Origin of the sequence: Pseudomonas sp. ICMP 561, assembly GCF_002699985.1 — a bacterium.
Taxonomy (GTDB): domain Bacteria; phylum Pseudomonadota; class Gammaproteobacteria; order Pseudomonadales; family Pseudomonadaceae; genus Aquipseudomonas; species Aquipseudomonas quasicaspiana.
Genome location: NZ_LKBT01000002.1, coordinates 26177 through 42918 on the forward strand (window position 1 = coordinate 26177; position 16742 = coordinate 42918).

At 55.6% G+C, this 16742-nt stretch carries 16 protein-coding genes; 6 read left to right on the forward strand and 10 right to left on the reverse strand.

Going from position 1 to position 16742, the window contains the following annotated elements; translation table 11 throughout:
- Positions 1 to 138: 138 nt before the first annotated feature.
- Together AO242_RS02505 and AO242_RS02510 are read right to left on the reverse strand one after the other, a co-directional pair.
- Positions 139 to 846: a hypothetical protein gene (locus AO242_RS02505; RefSeq protein WP_099267553.1), complete on the reverse strand. Its 708-nt coding sequence runs from the start codon at positions 844 to 846 to the stop codon at positions 139 to 141.
- Between the two features lie 113 nt (positions 847 to 959).
- On the reverse strand, positions 960 to 2102 hold the full coding sequence (locus AO242_RS02510) for an OpgC domain-containing protein (protein WP_099267554.1): 1143 nt from the start codon (positions 2100 to 2102) through the stop codon (positions 960 to 962).
- Positions 2103 to 2404: 302 nt separating this feature from the next.
- Here AO242_RS02510 and AO242_RS02515 point away from each other — a divergent pair, with 302 nt between their 5' ends.
- The 3 genes from AO242_RS02515 to AO242_RS02525 are packed head-to-tail and all read left to right on the forward strand — an operon-like array spanning position 2405 to position 5233.
- A complete protein-coding gene (locus AO242_RS02515) occupies positions 2405 to 2776 on the forward strand; it encodes a GtrA family protein (protein WP_099267555.1) in 372 nt (123 codons plus the stop codon).
- A complete protein-coding gene (locus AO242_RS02520; RefSeq protein ID WP_099267556.1) occupies positions 2773 to 3765 on the forward strand; it encodes a glycosyltransferase family 2 protein in 993 nt (330 codons plus the stop codon). Before AO242_RS02515 ends, AO242_RS02520 begins: the two co-directional genes overlap by 4 nt.
- Positions 3746 to 5233, forward strand: coding sequence for a hypothetical protein (locus AO242_RS02525; protein ID WP_141562177.1), 1488 nt, complete (start codon positions 3746 to 3748; stop codon positions 5231 to 5233). Before AO242_RS02520 ends, AO242_RS02525 begins: the two co-directional genes overlap by 20 nt.
- Positions 5234 to 5282: 49 nt before the next feature.
- Here AO242_RS02525 and AO242_RS02530 read toward each other — a convergent pair whose 3' ends face one another.
- Positions 5283 to 6896, reverse strand: a complete 1614-nt coding sequence (locus AO242_RS02530) for an FMN-binding glutamate synthase family protein (RefSeq protein ID WP_099267558.1) — start codon at positions 6894 to 6896, stop codon at positions 5283 to 5285.
- A 203-nt stretch (positions 6897 to 7099) separates the two neighbouring features.
- The gene (locus tag AO242_RS02535) at positions 7100 to 7465 is read right to left on the reverse strand and encodes a hypothetical protein (protein WP_027899812.1); all 366 of its coding nucleotides are present in this window, start codon (positions 7463 to 7465) and stop codon (positions 7100 to 7102) included.
- A gap of 195 nt (positions 7466 to 7660) precedes the next feature.
- On the opposite strand from AO242_RS02535, the gene AO242_RS02540 reads away from it, so the two are divergent.
- From AO242_RS02540 to AO242_RS02550, 3 genes are all read left to right on the forward strand, one after another.
- Entirely contained in the window at positions 7661 to 7942 is a 282-nt protein-coding gene (locus AO242_RS02540) for a type B 50S ribosomal protein L31 (RefSeq protein ID WP_099267559.1), read from the forward strand.
- Positions 7943 to 8104: 162 nt separating this feature from the next.
- Complete coding sequence (ddlA, locus tag AO242_RS02545; RefSeq protein WP_099267560.1) at positions 8105 to 9196, forward strand: D-alanine--D-alanine ligase; 1092 nt, start codon at positions 8105 to 8107, stop codon at positions 9194 to 9196.
- Positions 9193 to 9600 carry an NUDIX hydrolase gene (locus tag AO242_RS02550; protein ID WP_099267561.1) on the forward strand — a complete coding sequence of 136 codons (408 nt, stop codon included), beginning with the start codon at positions 9193 to 9195 and terminating at the stop codon, positions 9598 to 9600. The genes ddlA and AO242_RS02550 overlap by 4 nt, the downstream gene beginning before the upstream one ends.
- Positions 9601 to 9606: 6 nt before the next feature.
- On the opposite strand, the gene AO242_RS02555 is transcribed toward AO242_RS02550, so the two are convergent.
- From AO242_RS02555 to AO242_RS02585, 6 genes are all read right to left on the reverse strand, one after another.
- Positions 9607 to 11115, reverse strand: coding sequence for a sigma-54-dependent transcriptional regulator (locus AO242_RS02555; protein ID WP_027899816.1), 1509 nt, complete (start codon positions 11113 to 11115; stop codon positions 9607 to 9609).
- Between the two features lie 252 nt (positions 11116 to 11367).
- Complete coding sequence (locus tag AO242_RS02565) at positions 11368 to 11724, reverse strand: DUF5064 family protein (protein ID WP_099267562.1); 357 nt, start codon at positions 11722 to 11724, stop codon at positions 11368 to 11370.
- Positions 11725 to 11849: 125 nt separating this feature from the next.
- Positions 11850 to 12305 carry a YbaN family protein gene (locus tag AO242_RS02570; protein ID WP_095094182.1) on the reverse strand — a complete coding sequence of 152 codons (456 nt, stop codon included), beginning with the start codon at positions 12303 to 12305 and terminating at the stop codon, positions 11850 to 11852.
- Positions 12302 to 12916 carry a biliverdin-producing heme oxygenase gene (locus AO242_RS02575; protein ID WP_099267563.1) on the reverse strand — a complete coding sequence of 205 codons (615 nt, stop codon included), beginning with the start codon at positions 12914 to 12916 and terminating at the stop codon, positions 12302 to 12304. The genes AO242_RS02570 and AO242_RS02575 overlap by 4 nt, the downstream gene beginning before the upstream one ends.
- Positions 12917 to 13033: 117 nt before the next feature.
- The gene (locus AO242_RS02580) at positions 13034 to 15643 is read right to left on the reverse strand and encodes a TonB-dependent receptor (RefSeq protein ID WP_099267564.1); all 2610 of its coding nucleotides are present in this window, start codon (positions 15641 to 15643) and stop codon (positions 13034 to 13036) included.
- A 119-nt stretch (positions 15644 to 15762) separates the two neighbouring features.
- A complete protein-coding gene (locus AO242_RS02585; protein ID WP_373562189.1) occupies positions 15763 to 16728 on the reverse strand; it encodes a FecR family protein in 966 nt (321 codons plus the stop codon).
- Between the last annotated feature and the right edge of the window lie 14 nt (positions 16729 to 16742).

Sequence of the window (16742 nt, forward strand, 5' to 3'; positions counted from 1 at the left end):
AAATTTCCGGAGGAGATTGTTTTGATACACCGTTCTCATAAATGAGTTTTTGTTAGTTATACCGTTTCTTGAGGGTTGCATTTCTATTGTCAGAGAAAGGGCAGCCCTAATCTTTACCCAGTGGAGAGTCCTATCACGCTACGCGTATGTATTGATTCGAGGTTCTGATCTCATCGGAGCATGGCTCTTTACCATTTGTAAGGCTCTTTCATAATAATCATTTTGCGAGGTGTTAAGGATGTCTCTGTAGTCAATGATCGATTGGAAGTTTTGCCTGTTCAGGTTGTACTTGCCACCAAAATCCTTGGTGTGATCCACTACCGTCATCAGCGCTTTGGAGTGAGCGTGAACAGTATTTCTAAAATCTTTGAATTTATTGATTTCGTCGGTCAACCACAGTTTGTCCGCTTCATTTAATGGCTGTCGTCCGTCTAATATCTTTATGTTTGCGTTTTCGTCGAGTGTGAAGCCATAATTTGTTGAAACAATATCGGGTCGTAGATCTTTAATGTGTTCGGAGAACTCTTCAAATGCAGAGTTTATTTTGGTCAGTTTTCCGGATGCTTCAGAAATAATGTCGAGTAAATACATTCCATCCTTACACATTTCCATAAGTGGATCATCAAACTTCAGCTTTAGCCAAGGCGCTTCTTCATAAACGTAATGCTCGACTTCTTCCGCCCTTCCGGGGGCTTTTGCGCCTGGGTCCAGCGCGAGTTTATCCACGCTATCCGTCTTGCCGACCACCAAGGTGTCCACCTCTGTGATCGGCTTTTCAATACCCCTGACCTTACCAGGCACCACCGAATAAAGGTTGCTGACGCTCGCTGCAGAATTGATTTCCAAAATGACTTCCTCTTGAGTTTCCTTACCTCTTTCTTAGCGGCCAATGAAGAAAAAACTTGGCCTGATAAAGGTGTAGGAAACTTCTGAGAGGAGGCCTTAATGTGACGCTGGTCTCAAACTGCGACCGCATTTGCAGGTTTTGGTCGGCCAAGGCGTTTGTTCAGGTCGAGCCAGGCGGCCATGAGCATCATCAGGCCGAGACCGAGGAGGGCAGTGCAGACTTGCATTGGCCAGGTATCACCGGCCAGTGCGTTGATCATGTCGGCCATTGGCGCGAGCAAGACGCCCAGGCAGAAGATCTCCAGCGAGTATCGCCCCATTCGGCAGGCTTGTTGCGCGGGCCAGCTTTTCACCCATGTGTTTTGTGCGGGTAACAGTTTGGCGACGCAATACGCCAAGGCCAGAAAATGCAGTAAACGCAGTGGACCCAGATCGGTCTTGTTGATCGGGTAGAGCCCATCGGCGACGAACTGCGGCATCAGGACCGGATGCAGTACCGGGAATTTCCACGAGAATGTCATGACCGCCGCAACTAACAGATACATCGCAGAGATCATGAACAGGGGCTGCCTGGTCAGAGGCCGCGGTTCGATATCGGTTGAGGGTTTCGCTTCGGCAGTCAGTGCACACGCGCCGCCGAGCACGAACAATAATTGCCAGGCCACCGGGTTGAAGTACCAGACGCCACCGCCTTCATAAGCCGAAATATTCCAGCCCAGCAGCGGCACCATCAGATACAGCCCAATCGACAGACCTACCGTCAGGGTCATGTTGCGCAACATCATCGGCAGAATAAGCGGCAAGGCCAATAGCAAAAGGATGTAAAGCGGCAGCGGGTCGGTCAGGTTGGGTTTAAAGCGCAATAGCAGTTGATCGGCCAGGGCTTGCTGCGGGTCAGCGACAAAATGTTGCAGGCCCATTTCCTGAATCATGTCCCGGGTTTCTACGTAATGATTGGCAACGAAAACAATGCCCATCAGCAGCGTCAGTAGAAAGATGTGCACGACATAGAGCACCCAGGTGCGCCGCAGAATTCGTACGGTAGAAACAACAAAGCCGTCACGTCGGGCAATACGGCCATAGGCAAGGATGGCAGCGTAACCCGCCAGGAAGACGAAAATTTCCGCAGCGTCACTGAAGCCGAAGTTGCGTACGGTCAATTGGGCAAGGGGGTTGTCAGGCACGTGATCCCAAAAAATGAAGATCAGCGCCAGGCCCCGAAAGAAGTCGATGCGCAGGTCGCGTCCGTTAGTCATAACGGTAGGCTCTTTAATGTTGTAAGGGATAAAGATCAGCCGCGAGGGCTCTAGGTTCCGCGCCGCCGGTCACTCAAGGTGGCCTGGCTTGTCCGGCGGCGCGGCAGGGTGGAGGATTTTCAGTGCAAATGCAAAGGCAGGCTAATTACAGAATGTCTCGATACCGTCAGGTGCCTGGAGAGGGCCTCCGACCATTGGTCATACGCCATTGATGGTGGTGACCTTTAATTAGTTTGTCATCCAGTGGTGCTGTCGGTTGTCAGGGAAGCCGGTAAGTGATGTGAAGCCAGGGTGATGCCCGCATGACACCTGATCTAAGAGGATTTTCACGCTATCTGTTGATAGGCATCTGCAACACTGTTATCCATTGGACGGTGTTTCTTGTCTTGTGCCTGGGTTGGTTCGCCCCTCAATCTTTGGGCAATCTGGTCGGCTTTGTTGTAGCTGCTTCTTTCTCGTTTTACGCCAATGCTCTTTATACCTTCAGCGCTCGATTGTCATGGTCGGGCTATCTGCTTTTCATGTTCTTCATGGGGGCGATGAGCTTTATTGTTGGCCATATATCGGATGGGCAAGGGACACCTCTGCTGGTGACGCTTGTTGTTTCTTCAGGGCTTAGCTTGAGCCTTGGCTATTGCTGCTCCAGGTATCTGATTTTCAGGAGGCACCCTTGAAAATCTCCCTGATAGCGCCGGTTTTCAACGAAGCGTTGGCTATTCCACTATTTTACCAAGCTGTCAGGCAGGAACCCTGGTTGCACGGAAACACCGTGCAGATTGTCTTTATCAATGACGGCAGCACCGATCAAACCGAACAGGTAGTTCGGGCACTGATTGCGGGTGATGACGAAGTGCTGCTGATAAACCTGTCCCGGAACTTTGGCAAAGAAGCCGCCCTTCTCGCTGGCCTCGAATACGCCAGTGGCGATGCCGCCATTCCAATAGACGTCGATTTGCAGGACCCGATCAGCGTTATTCCACGCATGGTCATTGAGTGGCAAAGAGGAGCCGATGTGGTGTTGGCCAGGCGCCAGGACCGCTCGGTTGACAGTCGTTTGAAACGTTACGCGGCCGCGTTTTTTTATCGGGTCATGAATGTCATTGGTAGTACACGGATTGAAGCAAACGTAGGTGACTTCCGCCTGATGGATCGCAAGGTCGTGGACGTTATAAAAGCACTGCCGGAGCATGAATTGTTCATGAAAGGATTACTTTCCTGGGCGGGTTTTCATACCGTGATTGTTGACTATGAAAGAGCCGCCAGGGTTGCCGGGCAGACGAAATTCAATGCCCGCAAACTTTGGCATCTGGCCCTGGATGGCGTTACTTCTTTCAGCACCGTACCGCTCCGGATATGGACCTATGTGGGCTGTACGCTGTCGTTAATTGCGGTGTGCTACGGGTTTTACCGTGCGGTGGACTGGTTGATGTGGGATAGCGATATTCCTGACTATTGGCCGCTGATGACGGCCTTGTTATTTTTTAGCGGTATTCAACTTATCGGGATTGGTGTTTTAGGAGAGTATGTTGGTCGCATTTATATAGAGGCCAAGCGCAGGCCTCGGTATGTTGTGAATAGCGTCGCCAGTCGTCGCGCATATTCGGTGGTCACGCCCACGGGCGAATATAGCCGAGGGGATGAACATGCCAAACCTATTGAATAGAGAACTGTCGCAGGCAGAGCTGTTTTTATTTTTCATCATTGCATTGGCTGTGTTTGTTTTTCCTGTTATTCAATCCGATTATCCTAATTACGATGATCGGGCTCGCGCGTTGGTGTTTCCTGAAAATAATTGGACTCCCGAAGGGCGAGTGTTGACTGAAATTTTAGTTAATGCGCTTAGCTTTACTTCCAAGACACCAAACTTTTTCCCTTTTTCATATGTATTCGCATTACCTGCAGCTGCCCTGGCCCTACGAACGCTCGTAAAGCATTATTATGCTCGATGTCAGCTATCAGATTGTCTTGTAGTATTGCCGTTATTTTACAGTCCATTTTTACTGGGGATACTGACTTACCAGTACGATGGGCCAGCTTTTATGATTGGCCTTTCAGCAGTGATTTTATCCGTCACTTATGATTCACCCACGTCTGGAAAGAAAATACTGGTCCCCCCCGTAATGCTCGCTATTGGGTTGGCGTTCCACCAGCTGACGTTCAATATATTATTAGGGCTCCTGTGTATTGAAATGGCTGAGTATATATCACGCGGTTTTTCGTTTCGTGCAATGACCCAGTGGCTGGTCAAACGAGTCGTGCACATAATATTGGCGTTGCTGATATACGGTGTCACCGTCTATCCGCTCATGAGTGAAGAGCGTACCGCGTTTCTCGCTTTTGATTCGCAGTGGGCAGGCACTGTCGCAACGCGGCTATGTGTGGTCTATGACCGGGTAGCTTTACTGGTGACATCAGGAAATCGATGGCTTTGTGTGGGCGTCCTGACCGGAGCGGTAATCGGCTATGTCTGGACGTTGTTGTGTATTTTAAACTGTAAAAATTCCTTGAAAGAAAAGGTCGCTTTGGGGATTGCCTATTGTGTCTCAATGCCTCTTCTACTGCTCACTATTCCAGGGTTTACCTTATTGCTGGATTATTTTGATCCGGCCGCCAGAGTGCTGCTCGGGCTGGGTCCCGTGTTGGTGGGTCTCCTGCTCTTTGCGCATAAATTCCTAAAATTACTGGCCCCGTGGACTACTATTATTTTGATGATTCCCGTGCTGTGCATGTTGTCATTTTCTTATATGTACGGTCGCGTTTTAGTAACGCAGAAAGCGCTGGAAGACAGCGTGCTGCACTCATTGGCTTATGATATTAACTCTCGTCCCGAGCTTAGAAAGCTTGATGTGATATATTTGGTGCAGCCACAGAATTCAGCGCGATGGCTGCCCGCCAGCGCTGGGGTGCTGGAGGAAATTCCGGCCCTTGGTTATATCTTAAATAAAACACGCATTTTGGCAGTTGCGCACTTTCCAAGTGTGGGTGTTGAGAATGTCAGGCATGGGCAGTGGGCAGTGTTCCCTTCCCCAGCGGGAAAGCAACAGGTAGTTGAGAACAGATATTATGACATTCATGTGTTGGACCATAACGGTTATATTTATATGAAGAATATAATCGGCGTTGAGCACTGAGTTGGAAGCTGCTCATCGCCGTGGCCACGTTGCTTATGGGACTCTTTTTTCAAGCGATATTATTAGGCTCAAAACTATCAGCCCGCGCCATCTGCCACATCGTTGAATAGAAACTGCCGTCCATCTCGCCATTCAATAACTGCCCCGGCTCAAGGAACACATGGGACTGGGAAAACAGTTTGATTTCAGTGGCCGACATCCGCCGTACCAGATGTTTGGCCTCCAGTTGCGAAGGATGATCCAGACCCGCAGCCGCGAGCATTTCAGCCAGCCCCTTAAGCGTATTGCGATGGAAGTTGAAGACTCGCTCGGCTTTGTCCGGCACCACCAGTGCGCGCTGGCGCAAGGCGTCTTGAGTGGCGACCCCGGTGGGGCATTTGTTGGTGTGGCAGCTTTGCGACTGAATGCAGCCGATGGCGAACATGAAACCCCGTGCGGAGTTGGCCCAGTCTGCGCCGATGGCCAATACGCTGGCGATGTCGAAGGCGCTGACGATCTTGCCGCTGGCGCCCAGTTTGATCTTGTCTCGCAGATTCAAGCCGACGAGGGTGTTGTGCACGAACAACAAGCCTTCGCGCATCGGGACGCCCATGTGGTCGGTGAACTCCACCGGCGCAGCGCCGGTACCGCCTTCGGTACCATCTATCACGATAAAGTCAGGGAGAATGCCGGTGTCCAGCATGGCTTTGGCAATGCCCATGAACTCCCATGGATGCCCCAGGCAGAACTTGAAGCCCACCGGTTTGCCGCCCGAGAGTTCACGCAGTTGAGCGATGAACTGCATCAGTTCACCAGGCGTGGAGAACGCGCTGTGGCGTGACGGTGAGACGCAGTCCTCGCCCATGAGGATGCCGCGGGTTTCGGCGATTTCCTTGGTGACCTTGTGTTTGGGCAGGATGCCGCCGTGGCCCGGCTTGGCGCCCTGGCTCAACTTGATTTCTATCATCCGGACTTGCGGATCCTGTGCTTGCGTGGCGAAGCGTTGCGGATCGAAACGGCCATCTGCCGTCCTGCAACCGAAATAACCGCTGCCCAATTCCCAGGTCAGATCGCCGCCGTATTCCCGATGATAAGGGCTGATGCTGCCTTCACCCGTGTCATGGGCAAAATTGCCAAGCTTGGCGCCTTTGTTTAGCGCACGAATGGCATTGGCGCTGAGCGAACCAAAGCTCATCGCCGAAATGTTGAAAATCGAGGCCGAGTAAGGCTGCGTGCATTGCGGGCCGCCGACGGTGACCCGGAACGCATTCGGATCGCTCAGTGGGGCGGGGCGCATGGAGTGGCTGATGAACTCGAAGCCGGTCTGGTAGACATCAATCAGCGTGCCGAAAGGCTTGTCCGCTGATTCGTTCTTGGCGCGGGAATACACCAGCGAACGTTGTGCGCGGGAGAAAGGCAGGGCGTCGCTGTCGGATTCCAGCAGGTACTGACGGATCTCTGGGCGTATGGCTTCTACGGCGTAGCGAATGTTGCCGAGAATCGGGTAGTTACGACGCACCGAGTGAGGCGACTGCAGCAGATCGATTATCCCTACCAGCGACAGCAAGGCAGTCAGCAACGTAAAGGGCCACAGCCATTCGTGGTGCCAGAATGGCACGCTGAGCAGGGTAAAAAGCACACAACCAACGAAGAAGGCGTAACGACTGAGAATCGACAGACTCATACGGTTTCCTGGGGGCTAAGGACGGGGTTTTCGATCTGATTTTTTTGGGATGTTTCTGGCACGGCGCTTTTACTGCGGCGACAGTCGCTGTGGTCATTCAGCAGGTCGCGAGTCAGAGGGCAGCAGGTCTTCTGTCTTCTGAAGACTATCGGCAGAATTGAGGATAGCTGAACGATAGGGATCGAGCCGGACAGGCGGCGAATTCAGTCCGTCAGAACCCAGGGTTTGATATGGCGAATACGCTCGGCCATTTCGTAGACATCCTCTCGCCCTTCATGGCTGGTCCAGCGCAGGTGTTCGATCAGCGCCTGTTCCCTGGGGTTTAGCGCGACGAAACCCAGCTCATCGGCTTTGCGCATGAAGGTATCGCGAGGTTGCGAGGGGGTACTGGCGGCGATCACTTCCTGCAGCGCGCTTTGTAGCATTGAGACATAGCCGACCAGCATCGACGGGTTGCACAGCACGTCGGTCTTGTTGACGTAGCCGTCAAGCAGGCGCAGCGAATCCCTTGCTTCGATCAGGCGGCTGTAGGCGTGGGGGGAGATTTGGTAATGATCGGGTTGAGACATGGCTTGCTTCCATCCGGCCGGTGCGCCAGGAGACCAGTCCCGGACCGTTGATCCAGCAACGGCGGGTCGAACCTTAGCGGCTAGTGCCTACCTAATCAAGTTCACGAATGATGCAAGTCACGACAATCGATTTTGGTCTGAATAGGGTGATATGTTATGTTGTAACTCAAATTCACTCAGTGATTCGGAGACATCATGAAACCTGATATCCACCCTGCTTACCGTCAAGTGCTGTTCCATGACACGGCAGCTGATGCGTTCTTCCTGATCGGTTCGACCGTCGATACTGATCGCACGCAAAAACACAGCGATGGCGAAACCTATCCCTACGTAGCACTCGATGTGTCGAGCGCTTCACACCCGATGTACACCGGGCAACAACGTAAAACCACCACTGAAGGCCGAATTGCGGGCTTCAACAAGCGCTTTGCCACGTTTGGCTCTGGCGCGAAAAAAGACACCGCCGAAGCTGAATGATGCGGTTCTGTCTCACGGGATGGACGATCAGAACCTGATCCTCCATTCCGTGAGATTTTTTTTGCCTTTTTTTGACTTCGACGACCATCTGCGCGCATCGCTACTGGACTAACGCGCGATTTTGCTTTTGACTCTGCGGCCTGAAAATCAGGAGTTGCCGCTTTGAAAAAATCAGTCGCTATCCTCTTCGGAGGACAATCCAGCGAACACGAAGTCTCGCTGCAGTCAGCCAGGAACGTGATCAACGCGATCGATCGCGGCACCCATGATCTGACGTTGATTGGCATCGACAAGTCGGGCCGCTGGCTGTGCTTCGATGAAAGCGATTACCTGCGTAATGCCAACGATCCGGCAAAGATCAGCCTCAGTGCTTCGGGCAAGCGCCTGGCGTTGTTGCCGGGCAGTGCTGGCGGGCAGTTTGTCGATGTCGAGTCGGGTGTAGAACTGCCACGCATAGACGTCGTATTTCCCTTGATCCATGGCGCGTTCGGCGAAGACGGTTGTTTGCAGGGTCTGTTGCGCATGCTGGCGATTCCCTGCGTGGGGCCGGATGTGCTCGCCTCGGCGGCCTGCATGGACAAAGACGTGACCAAGCGCCTGCTGCGTGACGCCGGTATTGCCGTGGCTCCGTTCGTGGTGGTCAGTCATGGAGAGTCGGTGGAGTACGCGACAGTCGTCGCACAGCTTGGCTTGCCGATCTTCGTCAAACCGGCGAGTCAGGGCTCGTCGGTAGGTGTCAGCAAAGTTACTGATGAAGCCGGTTACAGCGCCGCGCTGAAACTGGCCTTCGAATACGACCACAAGGTGTTGATCGAAAAAGGCATTGTGGGTCGAGAAGTCGAATGTGCAGTGCTCGGCAACCGTCAGCCGCAAGTCAGTGTCTGCGGTGAAGTGATCGCCAATGACGAGTTCTATGCCTACGACACCAAATACCTGAACGGTGATCAGGCGCGCATCGCGATCCCTGCCGAACTGGCGTCCGATGTCAGCGACGAGGTGCGTGAAGTTGCGCTACGTGCTTATCAAGTACTGGGCTGTGCTGGTCTGGCCCGGGTGGACTTCTTCGTCACTGAGGCGCGTGACATCATCATTAATGAAGTGAACACGATTCCCGGCTTCACCTCGATCAGCATGTACCCCAAGCTGTGGCAGGCCACGGACTTGTCCTACGCCGGTCTGATTGATCGTCTGATCGCGCTGGCACTGGAGCGTGCTGATGAAGCGCGTCAACTCAAGACCGAGATATTTTCATGAGACTGATTCATATCGCTGCAGCGTTGTTGATAGGGCCAGACGGACGGACCTTGCTGGTACGCAAGCGCGGCACTCAGGCGTTCATGCAGCCGGGTGGCAAGATCGACGCCGGTGAGTCCGCTGCCGAAGCGCTGGCGCGGGAGCTTGAGGAAGAGCTCGGGTTGCGGATCGATCCAGCCAACGCGGGTTATCTCGGTTCTTTCGCGGCGCCTGCCGCTAACGAGCCAGGGTTCGAAGTGCGCTGCGAGCTGTTCGAAGTGCGCATCAATGTCGAGGTCGTTCCCGCTGCGGAGATCGAAGAAGTCGTCTGGATCAGCGCCGACAGCCACCCGGATCTCAATCTGGCACCGCTGACCCGGGACACCATCCTGCCGATCTACCGGAGCATGCTCGCCGAGGCCTGATCAGCATCAGGCTTTTCCGGGAATCCCGTATTTGCGCAAGCGATGGGCAATGGCGGTGTGCGAGGTCTGCAAGCGCGCCGCCAGTTGCCGGGTCGACGGATAGTCGGCGTAGAGCTTTTCCAGCAAGGCTTTTTCGAACGTATCGACAGCTTTTTCCAGGCTGCCGACTTCGCCATCAATTTCCCCGGCGACGGCTGTGCCGGCGATGTCCAGATCACCGATGTCTACCAGATTGCTTTCACTGATGGCCGCCGCGCGGAAAATCACGTTCTGCAATTGACGCACGTTGCCCGGCCAGCGATTGCCCAGCAACGCCGGATAAGTGCCGGTAGCAAGTCGGCAGACCGGGCGCTGAATCTGTGCGCAAGCCTGTTCCATGAAGTAGCGCGCCAGTAACAGAATGTCCTGTCCGCGATCGCGCAAGGGCGGGACTTCCAGATTCAGCACATTCAGGCGGTAGAACAGGTCTTCGCGGAAGGTGCCTTCGCTGACCATTTTTTCCAGGTTGCGATGCGTTGCGCTGAGGATGCGCACGTTGACCTTTACTTCCTTATCCCCGCCGACACGCCTGAAGCTGCCGTCGTTGAGGAAACGCAATAGCTTGGCTTGCAGATACGGCGACATTTCGCCGATTTCATCGAGAAAAACAGTGCCCTGATTCGCCAGCTCCATCAGCCCCGGTTTGCCACCTCGTTGCGCCCCGGTGAATGCGCCGGGGGCGTAACCGAACAGTTCACTCTCGGCGAGGTTTTCCGGCAGGGCGGCGCAGTTGAGTGCCAGAAAGGGCGCGCTGTGTCGGGCGCTGGTCGCGTGGCAGGCGCGAGCCACCAGCTCTTTGCCGGTGCCGGTTTCACCCTGGATCAACAGTGGCGCGTCCAGCGCAGCAACCCGCTGTGCGCGGGCCTTCAAGGTGCGGATAGCCGTGGACTCGCCCAGCAGCGCATCGAAGCCTTCGGCATGGTCGTGATGCAAGGCCGACAGACGCTCACCGATACGGCTTGGCTGGTAAAGGGTGAGCAATGCACCCGCATCGGTAATCGGCGTAGCGTCCAGCAAGAACGCTTCGCCGTTGAGCGTGACTTCACGTAAAGGCAGGCGAAAGCCGTTTTCCAGCAATGCGCTGTGCAGACCCGGATCGGCAAACAACTCGGCCACCGGTTCACCGGCAGGCTCGCGCCCGATCAGCGCGATCAACGCCGGGTTGGCCAGCAGCACATGCCCGGCACTGTCCAGCGCCAAAACCGGATCGGTCATGGCTGCCAGCAATGCATCGAGCTGCAAGTGGCGACGCTGGCCGGGCAGAATATCAACGACCGTAATGGCTTCAACGCCACGCACCCGGAACAGTGCGTCCTTGAGTTCTTCAAGGACCTGATGGCTGAGGGTCGGTGCGTCGATGTAAACGTTGGGCGGCACCATTTCCACCGCATCCAGATTCAGATTGCGCCCACCCAGAATGGCCAGGACTTCCTGAGTGATGCCGACGCGGTCGATGAAGCTGACGTGGATACGCATGGGGCGCTAATGGTTCTGGGTGAAGAGGGGGGGCATTATGCCAGTAAAACCGGGGTGCAACGCTCAACTGGAATGAGTCTGGCGGGGTAACTGTGGTTTGAGATGCCACGGTCGCCTACCGTAGACCGCCTTTTCACAGCATTCCGTTGGAGCGAGGCTTGCCCGCGAATCAGCCGACGCGGCAGGGCAGACGAACCGCATTATCGTTCTTCGCGGGCAAGCCTCGCTCCAACAGTGTCTCCGCGCCCTATCTCAAACCAAATGCTCAGGCTTCACCGGCTCGCCCGGTTCGATGCCCAGCTTGTCGTGAACGTCCTTGAACATACGATCATATTCTTCATGCATCGCCAGCGGCACCAGGGCCGTGTGCGGCATGCCGTGTTTGACTGCGATCTGATTGGCGTGATGAGCAAAGTTGCAGGCCAGATCCTTGGGCAGTTCGAATTCATCCTCGAACGTGTTGCCTGCGACTTCGCCCTGCATCGTGAAATGCATGGATTTACCTTCCTCAGGATGCTCGCTGACTTCGTAACGGATATGAATGTCGTAGCCGAAATCCGATGCTTGCAGTGGCGCGCGAGTGATATGCAGATGGCCTGGTTCGAACATGTCATTGCCCCTTGGCTGGTCGATGAGTGTCACGGTAGACCCGGTAAGGTCCGTTGACGTTCAGGGAATGTGAAGATTCAACCTTAGGCCATGTCGAGTGACAGGAGCGTGACGAGGATCAGTGCTCAGGACTTGCTGCTGACTGGCTCTGGCCGCGACCATATCCACAGGTTACCTAGCAGCATGCCGCCAACGGCGGCATACACCGGCCAACCGTGCATCAGATAAAGCATCAAACCCGCACAGAGCAGCATGCTGATGGTCGCGCTGATCTTGGCATTGCGAGTCACCCGCCGACCATTGCGCCAGTTGCTCAGGATCGGGCCAAACAGCTTGTGATTTTCCAGCCACGCGCTCAGGCGCGGCGAGCTTTTGGTCGCTGCCCATGCCGCGAGAAGGATGAACTCGGTCGTCGGCAGGCCCGGAATGAAAATGGCGACAATCCCTATGCCCAGACTGACGTAGGCGAGGATGCCGAACAGAAGGCGAGAGAGTCTGGTACCGGGTGGTTTGGAGGTCATGGTCACTACAGGCAGGTTCAGAAAGCCCGGCCAGCTTAACAGCACCGGGCGTTTTTTCATGCTTGAACCGACTCCAACTTTGGCGCATGGGCATAGGCGTGCTGGAGCAGCACATTGAAGCGTTCGAACGCCGCGATTGCGCCTTGATCCGCCTGAGCCTCTTCCTGCTCGGTGAAGTCCAGCCCGTCCAGGGTTCTGATAAAGCTTTTCCAGCCTTCCGCCCGGCCGCCTGCTGGCTCGCCCAGATGCCGGGCTCCGAAGCTTTCGCTCAGGTTCAGCGCAGCGGCACGCTTGATCAAAAAGGCCGCGCCCAGTTTGGAGCCCTCGGACACAAACAGCCAGCCCATGGCCTGAGCCCTGGTCGGTTTGTGCACCGCACCGGAGATAGTGGGTGGAGTGTCAGTGTTCAGATCGGCAAGATCGGCTTTGGCCTGTTCTGCGCGGCACCGTGCAGGCAGGTCAGGGACGATTTTCTTCAACTCGGGATCGTTATACAGCGCCTGCAGCTCTGCCTGAAACAAATACTGGGCGACGAGGAAGCGTTTGTAGCTTTCCAGCGTTTCAAAGGGCGCGTTGGCTTTTACTGCCTTGTCGAGCTGCTCGTGCGGCGCGTGGGTAATCTGATTCAAGCGCTGGGAACGCAGGGCTGGGCGGTTGTGCTCGGAGGTCATTGGGTTCTTCCCTGGTAAACATTGAGAGGATGTTAAATAGACGAATGACTCACCCTTGAAGCGTAAAAAAACATGCCGCCGAAGATCATCGACGGCACGCTTTCAGGGGTTGATTGCTTAGATATCCCAGACCACGTTGACGCTGAAGTTGCGGCCGGGCTGAGTCAGGCGGTCAAGGTTGGCCGGAGCGGTGACGGCCGCTTCTCCAGCGCTGTCATAGCCGCGCACGTCGTCCCATAGCCAGTATTTTTTGTCGGTGAGGTTGTACAGGCCCGCATTCACGGTTACGTCGTTGGTGACCTTGTAGTACCCGCTAAGATCAAGCACACCGAAGCCCGGCGTTTTAAACTGGCTTGATGAACCGTCTGGCTCATTGAATTCAAGGTCACTCACACGGTCCTTGCGTTTGACCAGCGTCCAGCTGAGCAGCCCGCCATAGTTATCCTGTTCGTAGCCCAGACCGAACACGCCCGTCAGTGGGTTGATGCTATTGAGCGGCTCGCCACTGTCGTTGTTACGGCCATACAGGTAGGTAATGGCGCTTTGGGTAAAGAGGCCTTTTGGAGCGCCAAACGTATCCAGATTCAGGCGACCTTTGAGTTCAACGCCCTTGATGGTCGCATGAGCGATGTTGTTCGCCCGGAAGGTCGCTCCGGTAGCAGTGCCAGGCTGAATCTGGTCTTCATCAATGAAGTCGCGGTATTTGTTGTAAAACACTGCAACGTCGAAGGTGCCTGCTTCAAAGCGGCCACGGAGGCCGGTTTCATAGCTCTTGCTCTTTTCCGGCTCCAGATCAGGATTAGGCTCGACGGTGTAGCCGCTTTGCAGGTTTTCGAAACGTCCGTAAAGCGCTTTGGCGCTTGGCGTGCGGAAGCCTTCCGCATATTGGCCGTACCACGTGTACTGATCATTGAAGGCATAGGTCACGCCCAGCTTGGGCGACACGCGATGCCATTTCTGGCTTTCGTCACTGACGCTGTCCCGATCCTCACCCACCGTGTTGAGAAACTCTTGAGTGATGTGCGGATCCAGACGGGTGTAGTCATAGCGGACGCCTGGCAGGAACGTCCAGTCGTTCCAGCGGATTTCGTCCTGTGCAAACAGGCTGTAGGTACTGATAGTGGGGTCCGGGAAGTCACTGGAAGGGGCCAGGGTGTTTTGAGGCAGTACCTGGCCGACTGCCCTGCAAGTACCGAACCCCGCCGTCGACGCGCAGACTTCACCGCCGCTGCGCTGGCCGGTGACTTTCTGCTGCTTGAGGGTGGTGCCATAAGTCAGCAGGTGCTCGGTGTCGCCCATACTGAAGGCCTTGTCCAGTTGAGCATCGAGAATCCACTGACGTTCCTTGTAGGTGGTTTCTCGAGAGCGCCACACATCCCGGGTGATCGGGAAGTAGCGCTCGAGTGTCGTTTGATCGGTCTTGGCAATCTGATAATTCAGACTCCATTTGACGTTATCCGCCAACAGGCTGTTGAGCTCGAAGCTGTTTTCCAGACCAAACCGCTCGCGGCTGATGGTGTCGTTCCCGGTGCGTCCACGGTAAAAGTTCAGGCCGGTACCGACCCCGCCAGTGAACAGCCCGCCGACAGCGCTCTGCTGGTCAGTGTCCCGGTCATCTTTGTATTTTTCGTAGGTCAGTCCCAGGCGTGAACCCTCGCCATAGTTCCAGCCCAGCTTGGCCAGAATGTTGGTGGTGCGGGCATCCTCGGGGTTGGCTTGCGTCCGCTCCAGGCCGGTACCGCCCGTGCTGCCATAAGATTCGGTCTCGTGGCCGTTGCGCTGGCTCAGGTGCAGCAAACCGTCAAAGTCACCCTGGCGTGCGGCGAATGTCCCAGAGGTGAGCCAGCTTTCATCGGCCGAGCTGTAGCCGGTCTTGAGGCGCGCGCCGACGTCCTTGCCGTCCTTGATGATGTCGTCGGCATCAAGGGTGTAGTAGCTGACCGCGCCGCCGATGGCGCTGCTGCCATAAAGGGCCGATGCCGGGCCACGCAGAATCTCGACGCGTTTGACGATTTCCGGGTCGACGTAATTACGGTGGGTGTTGGCGTACGGACCGGAGAAATAGTTGTCAGGCACTTCGACGCCGTCCACCTGAGTCAGGATCCGGTTGCCGTCGATGCCGCGAATGTTATAGCCGGTGGTGCCCGAACGTTGACCGGCACCGCCCACGGAAACTCCCGGTTCATAGCGCACAAGGTCACGAATAGTATTCACGTTCTGCCGATCCAGTTCCGCACGTTCATGGACCGAAACCGAACTGGGTACCGACGCAATATCCTGAGCCTGGCGAGTAGCGCTGACCGTGATCTGGCTCAGTGCAACAACTCCGTCGCTGCGTTTTTCCAGCACCACATTGTTGTTTCCCATCGTGCGGTAGCTCAGGTGCGAACCGGCCAACAGTTTTTCCAGTGCGTTGGCAGGTGATAGCGAACCGCGTGCGCCGGGGGAAGTGACGTTGTTGGCCAGCTCAGAAGAAACCCCTACCTGCCAGCCAGTGATGCGGCTGAACTCGTTAAGCGCCGTAGTCAGTGGTTGTTGCGAGATGTTGAATGCGTAAACCCCGGCAGTCCGGGTCGATGCCGTTGTTGTGTCGGCTTCGCTGGCGTTGGCTGCGTGCAAAGCGCCGGACCAGCCAGCAGCGGACAGAACCGCCAGGGTCAACAGCGAGAGGGCGGACTTGTGCAGCCCTGCGGTGCGGGACGCATGGGGCGTGACGGGATTACGCATTGTCGATGGGGCTCCGTTGTGCAGTCTTTTTAGTTTTAGCAGCTGCCGTTAATACGAATCAGTTGCATTGGCTAAGACGAGACGCGCGACGGATGACTATCGAGTAAAAATAAATCGGCTCAGTTGAGAATGACCAGTGCAGGCAGTTCATGCAGCTGGGAAGAGGTGATATGCGCGAGCGACCGGACCACGTCCATTGGATTGTCCAGGCGGTAATTTCCGGTCACCGCAACGCTTTCCAGTTTGCTGTTGGTGTTGACGATCCAGCCGGGATAATAGCGTCGCAACTCGGCGAGGACCTCACCCATCGGGCAATTATCGAACACCAGACGACCTTGAATCCAGGCCAGATCCTTGCCCGGATCAAGCTTCTGGCGATGACTGAAACCTTCAGGCCCCACCCGGATGCTGTCACCTCCTGCGAGCTTCACTGCGTCGTTGCCTTGCGGGGCGCGCACATCCAGTGCCCCGCGTTGCACCTGAATCTGCGCAATGCCATCCAGGTAGCGCACCGCAAAGGCGCTGTCATTGGTGCGCATGCTCACCGCGCCCGCCTGTACCTCCAGTGGCTGACCCTGGCTGACCGGTACTTCGAAGAAGGCTTCGCCTTGCAGCAATTTGGCGACCCGGCTCTTGCCGGTCACATCACTGGAAAATGCCGAGTTGGTGTTGAGCAGCACCTTGGAGCCGTCATCGAGTTGCAGTCGCTGACGTTCACCGACCACCGTCAAGTGATCAGCCTGCAGGCGAAGACCCAGGTTACTGAAACTGAACACGCCGATCAGCAGCATCGCGGCAGTTGCCACAGGTATCCAGCGGGAGCGCAGGCGGCGCCAGCGTGATGGCTGACTGGCGTTCAATTCGACTGCCGCCAGGGCAACCGGTTTTGAGTGCCAGATCGCCTGAACCTTGGCAAACGCCTCCCGGTGGGCAGAGTCGGCCGCCAGCCAGGCCTGAAAACGGGCTTGCTGTTGCGCGTCACTGCCATCCAGCTCAATCAGCCAGGTCAAGGCTTGATCCATCACGCTGTCGCTCAACACCTCTTCAGCGATGGTGCGCGCGCGATGGAGGTCAGGGTCCTTCACGGGAAGTCCTCGGT